This window comes from Pseudoalteromonas aurantia, from assembly GCF_005886875.1.
Lineage (GTDB): Bacteria > Pseudomonadota > Gammaproteobacteria > Enterobacterales > Alteromonadaceae > Pseudoalteromonas > Pseudoalteromonas aurantia_A.
In genome coordinates this window covers 1-8,159 of record NZ_PNBY01000129.1, presented here as the reverse complement: position 1 = coordinate 8,159, position 8,159 = coordinate 1, and the positions used below count along the sequence as shown (strand labels likewise).

Below are 8,159 nucleotides of genomic sequence, written 5' to 3'. Positions count from 1 at the left end.
AAGCAATTTACTACCGCATAAAGAAGGGAAAAGAGCTTATCGATGTTCGCTATTACACCAGCTCTGCGCAATTATCGGCAGAAGAGTTAGCCAATCATGTACGTAGCCATTGGGCCGTTGAGAATCAATTACACTGGGTTCTTGATGTCTCATTCAGAGAGGATAACTGCCCAATAAGCAGAGGTCACACGGCAGAAAACTTCCGTACATTTAGGCATGTAGGACTGAACCAGTTGAAAAGAGAAAGTACCTTAAAAGCCAGCGTACGACGAAAACAACGCCGCGCTGCGATGGACACTGAATATTTAGATAAGGTAATCGATCAGGGTTTATCCGTTAACATAACATTCACGTTCTCGCCCTGCTCAACGGCCTTATTACATAATCAGACACGAAAAATGTAAGAGCTAAAATTTCGGGTTAATTGTGATTTATTAATTAGTGTTTAGTGTTAGAAAGCGGCTAAACCCCGCGTTCCTACTTTAGTTTAATATTATAAACCTTTAATCACCCGTAATATGAATTTTTTAATTTCACAAATCATATGTAATCTGAATTGGACAAGTATGAATTACAGATTTGCTACATACATTAACGTTAAGGAGAAACATTAAGTGAAACGACAGATCATAATAGGCACAACTATGTTAATGGGGCTACTTCCATTAACGAGTAATGCAAATAACACAGTCATAACAGAGCAAACACCTATCGAAACGACTGTATTAACAGCAAAGCAATTAAGTGCACCAGCTAAAATACAAATCGATAAGTTTGGTATAGCACATATTACTGCTCGTAGTGACAGCGATGTATATTTTGCGCAGGGTTTTAACATCGCAAGAGAAAGGCTTTGGCAAATAGACCTATGGCGCAGAAAGGGGTTAGGCCTCTTATCACAAGCCTTTGGCCCTGCTTTTATCGAGCAAGACAAAGCAAGTAGGCTATTTCTTTTTAGAGGTAATATAGCGCACGAGCGTTGGCAATATGGATTCAATGCGCCAACGGCAATAGACAGCTTTGTAGCGGGAATAAACTACTATATTGAGCAAATACAAGCAGGGAATGTGCCGCTACCGCCTGAATTTACGCTTTTGCAGTATCAACCATTAACATGGCATGCTGATGATATTTTAAAAATTCGCAGTCATGGTTTAAGCCGAAACGTAAACAGTGAAGTGACACGTGCAAAAATTATCCGAGATTTTAATCTTGAACTTGATGCATTACGGATCAAACTTGAACCAGAACATAGTCCAAAAATACCTAAAGGCACTGAGTACAATAAATTGCCAAATGATGTACTGAAGTTATACACATTAGCAACTTCAGGTGTTAGGTTCTCCGCACAACAGATCCAAGCGACATCAAAATTATTACCCGCTGAAACAGCAGTTAAAAGCTTGCTGCAACAGGTTGAAGATGAAGCTTTAGCCGCGAGTGCACAAAGGCAACTTGGTAGTAATAACTGGGCAATATCGCCTTCAAAAACGTCTACTGGTCGCGCTATATTGGCATCCGACCCGCACCGTGTAAATTCAATTCCATCTGGACGTTACGCTGTTCATCTGAAATCAGATACTATGAATGTCATTGGCGCTGGTGAACCTTATATTCCAGGTGTATCGCTTGGCCACAATGGCAATATTGCATTTGGGTTTACTGTTTTTTCTGCCGATCAAGAAGATCTATATTTCTATGATATGAATCCTGATGATACTAATACGTACCAATATTTACATTATTGGCAGCCACTCGACACAATTACAGAGTCAATTCCAGTGAAAGGCCAAGAAGATACCATTGTTACACTAGAGTTTACCCAGCATGGCCCTGTTATTTATAAGGATAAGGTCAACAATACAATTTATACCATTCGTGCTGCGTGGCTTGAACCAGGCATGGCACCCTACCTTGCCAGCTTAGATTACCAAAAAGCCACCAACTGGCTGCAGTACCGACATGCACTATCCGCATTTAAAAACCCGTCTGAAAACCACGTATTTGCTGACATAAAAGGTAATATAGCCTTAAAAACAGCAGGCTATGTCCCTTATCGTTACAATTGGGATGGCTTATTGCCAGTTCCTGGTAATGGCAAATATGAGTGGGCTTGGCGTATACCAATTGACTTTTTACCTTATCAATTCAATCCGCAAAAAGGCTGGGTTGCATCTGCTAATGAAATGAACGTCTCACCTAGCCTTCCCTTTCATATTGGCTATGAATGGGCTGCTGACTACCGCTTTAAAAGAATAGCGCAAGTACTTGAGGGGAGTAGCAATCATAGTGTCGCAGATAGCTTGGCATTGCAGGCTGATACGTTATCCTTACCAGCAAAAGGGTTGCTAGATGCTATCCCGCTTGCCAGTATTGAACATCCAATTGCACTGCAACTGCTTATTAATATGCAACTGTGGGATAAACATCTGCGCAGCAGTTCCACACAAGCACACTTTTTTAGCTCTTGGTGGCACCGTTACTTAAGGCCCTCTATACTCAGCCTGTTAGCGCCAAGCGATGCATTTCCATACTTGGCTGATTTATCTAGCTTTGGTGATCAAACCTTACTGCTTGATATGGTAAAAGCCTCATTCACTGATACCGATAGCCCACTTTCTCATGACCAAATGGCTAATCTAATTAGTAACACTTTACTGGCCTGTGCTTCAGATCCTGCTAACTTAACTTCTCAATGGGGTGACAAGCATACAGCAAGGTTGGTACACCCAATAACCCCCTTATTACCAGAAGCCTATCAAAATCATTTTAATCCATGGCAGAATCTAAAAAGAGGCGGCTCTATGGATACAGTCAATGCCAATTGGCATGCCTATAACCTCACAGGTGACTTTTCTACCGTCGCAGGGACTACATGGCGAATGGTTATTGATGTTGGACAATGGGATAATTCAAGAGTAATGAATGCGCCAGGCCAATCAGGCAACCCCGACAGTCCATTTTACCAAAACCTGGCTAACGAATGGTCAAATGACGAGAGTATTCCTCTTTTCTACTCTGAAGGTTTAGTTAACGAAAATACAGTACAAGAAATCCAACTAAGTCCGAACTAAGTCCGCACTATTCTCCCTAAAGGTTAACCATTCGTGGTTGACCTTTTTCATTATTAAATGCAGCTCAACATTCAATTGGTTTAAGAATATAACGAGCGATAGTAACTTTGCAGTCACTAATATCGCTACTTAACAACGAGTTACTTAACAGCAAAGTTCAACGTTTATGACTCTCACTAATGCCACCCTCTGACCGTATCAAAAACGCATAATCAGTCAAAACAAGCTGTAAACTATAGGGTTTTATCTTTGTCGCAACACATCGTAAAAGGAATCATTCTTAATTTTATTTACTGTGTTTTGCGGCTAAATTACGGTAGAATTTACATATCGATATTATATGCTTACAGTAATAAAGGTGTTAAATGCATAGTCACGAAATCACATTCGAATCACAGGGCGGATTCAAAATAATGCAGCGAGTTTGGCTTGGCTTACTCGTTATTGTTATGCTGGCGCTTGCCATTTCAAGTTTTATCATGAACCAACAAGTTTGGTATTTTAATGTGTTGTCCCTCTGTATGGTAGGCATACTACTGCGTATGGGGTACATGAACTATCGATGTTGCCAGTATTTCAACACTCGACTCGTGGTGAAAAACAACATGCTTTACCATTATACCGGCTTAACTGAAACACAGTATCAGTTACATGACATCGCATGTAGCGAATGCCCGGTATCAAACGTCTATAAACTAACAAATGCTCAAGGGCAAATTATCGCCTACCTAAACGGCTTTTTACCTAATTCAAAAAAGCTTACGAATGCTATAGAAAAAGCCGTTCACAAATAAATTTAGCTCAAATTTATCAAGTGTTCATTCCTTTTTTTTTGCTTTTACCTACTAACACCACTTTGTTATTTCGACATATGCTGTCGAAATAACCACATTCAAAAACAACATGGAGAGACCTAGTTGTACTTGAATTTCAGCCTCGCACACTTGAGAGCAAAAGTTGATTAACACAGAATTTTTAGACTCAATCATCATAACTTCACAGGCTGACAAAAATATATATTAAAGTCTTTGTCACTATTGGTTTAATCAAATGAATATCCATATTTTGCATAAATTTCAGCGATAGTACCTGATTTAATCATTAAATCGAGTGCTTGGTTAATGGCTGGTAGAATGTCTTGATGATTAGGATGAATACGCAGAGAAACTGGTTCGTTTGATACTTCGTAAACTTTCAAAAAGTCTCTGTATTTTGGCTCTGTATTAATAAAATACGATGCGCTTGCTTCGCCTATCAAAATATAGTCAAATCTTTTTTTATAAAGTTGCGCTACTAGCATTTTTTCTGATTTATTATTGACAACAACCAGCCCATTATTACCCATGTGCATGTCAAACTCACCATAACTATACCCCCTCACCTTACCAATTACTTTACCGTACAACTGAGAAATATGATTTACAGGATTGAGCTTGTTTGAATTAGCCATGATAATTTCTTTCGAGTTTGCATAGCTCTGTGAATAAACCCCTTTCACCTCTTCTTTATCTCTCCATCGAGGGCTGATCCCTGGCTCTATATCAATTTTACCTCTAGCGAAATATAGTTTGCCACGGGCAACAGATAGAGGTACAAATTTAAACTTTAAATTAGTCAACAAACTGATTTCATGAAAAAGATCGATAAAAATCCCATCTTTTTGATGATTTTCTACAAAGCTGTATGGAGGGTTAGCTTCATGATATAAAACAACAGAGTAAACCTTATGTTCTTTTGCGTAAATAACTTGAGCGCTGAGTATCAAAAAAACGAACAATACTTTCATAATCACTCACGTCAAATTGCACACAATTTAACAATAATACAAATACACCAGATTTAAAAGAACATATTAATTATGTATCCATGGCTACTTACATGAGTCTAAATTGACTAAAAATGAGTACTTCCTCCCTTGTTTAATGGCTTAATTACCATAAAAAGCAACCACTTTAATGCCAAAAACAGGATAAAAGTCAATTGGCGGTAGTCACCAGATCTCCACCCAATTAAAAGATAAGCAATCGATTTTATGTGATCACCTCATCATCACATCACTCATTATTGAAAAGAGTTAATACAATTCTGAGCTTTTCAATTTTGCTCTCCTTTATGCGTTGACAACCTGTGACTCTAAAAAAGACTTGTTTACGGTCTTTTGCGGATTCGAAGTATGAGCTACCTCGTGGTTCCATACAAAAATTTGACACCTTGTTAGGCATTTATGTCCGGTGTAAGTAACCAATTATTTTTTATATGCTAATTTCATAGTGTAAGCACGTAATGATCTGAGTTCAGGACCACATTTACGATCTTGGTTCAAAAAATGCATAAAAACCTGAAATTCACTCAAACATTTACCAAAATGAATAAAAATGACAATAAAGTATATGTGATTAGCGGTTATGCACACTGTGCGGCAACACACAACGGAAAGTACAAACTCGGTAATAAGCACTCTATCGGCTTACTGACAACCGATGAGAATTATCAAAACAATATCAAACAACTGAAGAGCTTTATCAAAAACCTAGGCTGGGAATCCATTACATTTTGCATGGTAGAACAGGTCGACGATATAAACACCCTGTCAAATGATACTTTAATATCCAGTTTTATTCGCGCCAAAGAAAATGGCCAATCTTTGGTCGTAAATGATCTTCCGATCACGGTACATTAAGCGACAAAGCTAATGCTAGACTCAGATTAATATATTCTTTTAAGAAGTGAACAACTGAGCTTCCCCATTTGTAAATTACAAACGGCTATTACTCACCTTTTAGGCAAGAATGTTAAGCACACAAAAGCCTTTAAGAATATTTTGACCTTTACACTACTTGATACATCATCGCCTCACATTAAAAAATAATACCAGCTAGCTAAATGACGATAACAAACGTGGTAAGTAATAGGCATCGTATTCATTTCTTTCAGTTGCCGAGAACTATTAACCTGCCATAGCCACATTCACACATACAAGCACTGATGAATCATCTTAGTTCCATTTTAATATTAAATTGCCTACCAGCCAGCATAGTTGTTCATGATCGAATGTCCATACGTTTCGTATAGAACGGGAAATCAATGAATATCTAGCTTCGTTATTTTCATATGGGATACATCAATGAGAATTCGCCAAAAACTCTGTGCGCAATGCCAACAAAGTAAACCTGTCATGTATCGTTGCCGCTATGATAAAAACACTGCATGGCGATTTTCCTGTGGCCCTTGCCTATTAATACTCAAGAAAAAATACGCTAAAACCTATCAATATGGTGGCACATGGAAAGCAAAGAAGAAGTAAAAGCTTAAACAAAAGAGGGACTTTTATAGCACAATACCAAATACAAGCATCCGATAACTCACTTGGAATTTATAAAACCAAAATAATCAAGCAACGTACAAATCTATTGAGATTTTGTTCGCTTTAATTTCAACTCTTGCCTATCTCATATTGCTTCAATATATCTAGCATATTGTCTGAAATCGCCGTCTTTTGCCCTGTTTTCATATTGAACATCACCACATTCGCATAGCCCATTGTACAGATTGCTTGCTGTGATTCACTAAACGCTTCATAACACATAGTAAAACGGTCTTCTTTAATATCAGTAATGTATGAACCAATATGCAGTGTATCAGGAAAAGTAACTGGGCGTTTATACTGTGCGTAAGTATCACGCAGAACAGGGCTATGACTGGGTTCTGATAAAATAGAAAGTAAACCTGTTTGCTTTAAAAAATCAATTCTTGCAGTTTCGAAATAGCGAAAATACGATACATTATTCACATGTCCTAATGCATCCATTTCACCCCAAACCACATTAACCTTTGTATTAATAAAAGGTTTTTCAAAAAATTCATGCACAGCATTACCTCAAATCACAGATATTAATATTTATAATGCAACTCATCGTACCAGCAAGGCAGGTAATTAGGAAGTATCTAGTGAAATTACCCCCCCTTAAAACTTAAAGAATTGTTTAGCAAAAAAACATGTCGTTAAGAGCTAAAATCAAAAAAAACAGACGTTTAAAAACAAATTTAAAATAGGCCATGTGATTGAAACAACCGGAAAATCACAATTTTAAAAATTTTTGTCTATTTGTGATCAATTTTTAATTTCACTTCGTTAAATAGTGTGAAGGTTATGAACGATGCAACGCATCAATGACTAGTTCACTCTCTAGTTCACCTTCACCACGCGCAGAAACAAGGCGCACCTTAATAGGTGCGCCTTGTTTTTCAAGTAAAATACACACTCTTGTAATTGATAAGAAATCTTCAGCAAGATATAACATTTATGTTATTCAATAGCGGAAAATTAACGTCAAGTGGCATCAACTTTTTATAACAATTGACCTATAAGCTGCCAATAACTGTTCACATACGCAGTAAATATATCGCGGAATACAATGGTAACCACTTCGTAGCGAAACCAGCTAAGGCATTGAAATAAAGCAATTTTACACACCCCACTCATCAAACATCCTGATCTATATTTTAAAATAAAAAAATTAAAAATTAGCTACAGTACAACCGTGCTTTAGTTCAACGCGGTTACATCAATATTTGGCTAAGTGATAGTGACATCTCACAGTGGCAGAATATCGAAAAACACGGTGGCCATGGTCGTTCAATCACTATTTAGGCTTAGCAGTGGAACATGTTCTACTTTACAGAGCTGTATTCCATTTAGCGCTAAGCAGTCAATCTAGGCGTGATATGGAATGTGAAAAGGAACCTTTGGTTATTGGCAACATCGCTCGTTCACACAGACAGCTCGAAATGTCTAGTAAATCACCACAATCTATGGCACACGAATACAAATAGAAGAAGGTTTTAAAGACTTAAAGTCAGGCTTAAATATGAGCCATAGTGGTACACGAAACCAGAATCAAAATATTGCTACTAATCGGGGTGTTTCTCAGTGGTCTTTGGAGATGTTGGGATTAACGGTCAAAGAAGCCGAATTACACTATCAATATCAAGCCAATTCAATCTGGTCTCGAAATGTATTATCGTATCAATTTATAGGTATGCGGCTAAGGGATCCCCAAAAATAGTCATTAATTTTCAATCACA

Annotated in this window: 8 protein-coding genes; 5 read left to right on the top strand and 3 right to left on the bottom strand. The window is 37.7% G+C overall.

From position 1 onward, the window contains the following. From CWC18_RS19115 to CWC18_RS19105, 3 genes are all read left to right on the top strand, one after another. Positions 1–404, top strand: a 404-nt coding sequence (locus tag CWC18_RS19115; RefSeq protein WP_138675889.1) for an ISAs1 family transposase, incomplete at its 5' end; no start/stop codon positions are given. A 210-nt stretch (positions 405–614) separates the two neighbouring features. Then, entirely contained in the window at positions 615–3,074 is a 2,460-nt protein-coding gene (locus CWC18_RS19110; protein WP_138675888.1) for a penicillin acylase family protein, read from the top strand. A 365-nt stretch (positions 3,075–3,439) separates the two neighbouring features. Beyond that, a complete protein-coding gene (locus CWC18_RS19105; RefSeq protein ID WP_138593059.1) occupies positions 3,440–3,868 on the top strand; it encodes a hypothetical protein in 429 nt (142 codons plus the stop codon). Positions 3,869–4,116: 248 nt separating this feature from the next. Here the strand turns inward: CWC18_RS19105 and CWC18_RS19100 are convergent, their stop codons facing one another. Further along, positions 4,117–4,860, bottom strand: coding sequence for a substrate-binding periplasmic protein (locus CWC18_RS19100; RefSeq protein ID WP_010364648.1), 744 nt, complete (start codon positions 4,858–4,860; stop codon positions 4,117–4,119). 579 nt (positions 4,861–5,439) lie between these two features. Here CWC18_RS19100 and CWC18_RS19095 point away from each other — a divergent pair. After that, a complete protein-coding gene (locus CWC18_RS19095; protein WP_138593065.1) occupies positions 5,440–5,754 on the top strand; it encodes a hypothetical protein in 315 nt (104 codons plus the stop codon). Positions 5,755–6,507: 753 nt separating this feature from the next. Here CWC18_RS19095 and CWC18_RS19085 read toward each other — a convergent pair. Together CWC18_RS19085 and CWC18_RS21130 are read right to left on the bottom strand one after the other, a co-directional pair. Next, a complete protein-coding gene (locus CWC18_RS19085; RefSeq protein WP_138675886.1) occupies positions 6,508–6,942 on the bottom strand; it encodes an acyl-CoA thioesterase in 435 nt (144 codons plus the stop codon). 280 nt (positions 6,943–7,222) lie between these two features. Beyond that, positions 7,223–7,375: a hypothetical protein gene (locus CWC18_RS21130; protein ID WP_171041167.1), complete on the bottom strand. Its 153-nt coding sequence runs from the start codon at positions 7,373–7,375 to the stop codon at positions 7,223–7,225. A gap of 567 nt (positions 7,376–7,942) precedes the next feature. Between CWC18_RS21130 and CWC18_RS19080 the strand changes: the two genes are divergently transcribed. Beyond that, complete coding sequence (locus CWC18_RS19080; protein WP_138675885.1) at positions 7,943–8,140, top strand: hypothetical protein; 198 nt, start codon at positions 7,943–7,945, stop codon at positions 8,138–8,140. Positions 8,141–8,159: the final 19 nt, after the last annotated feature.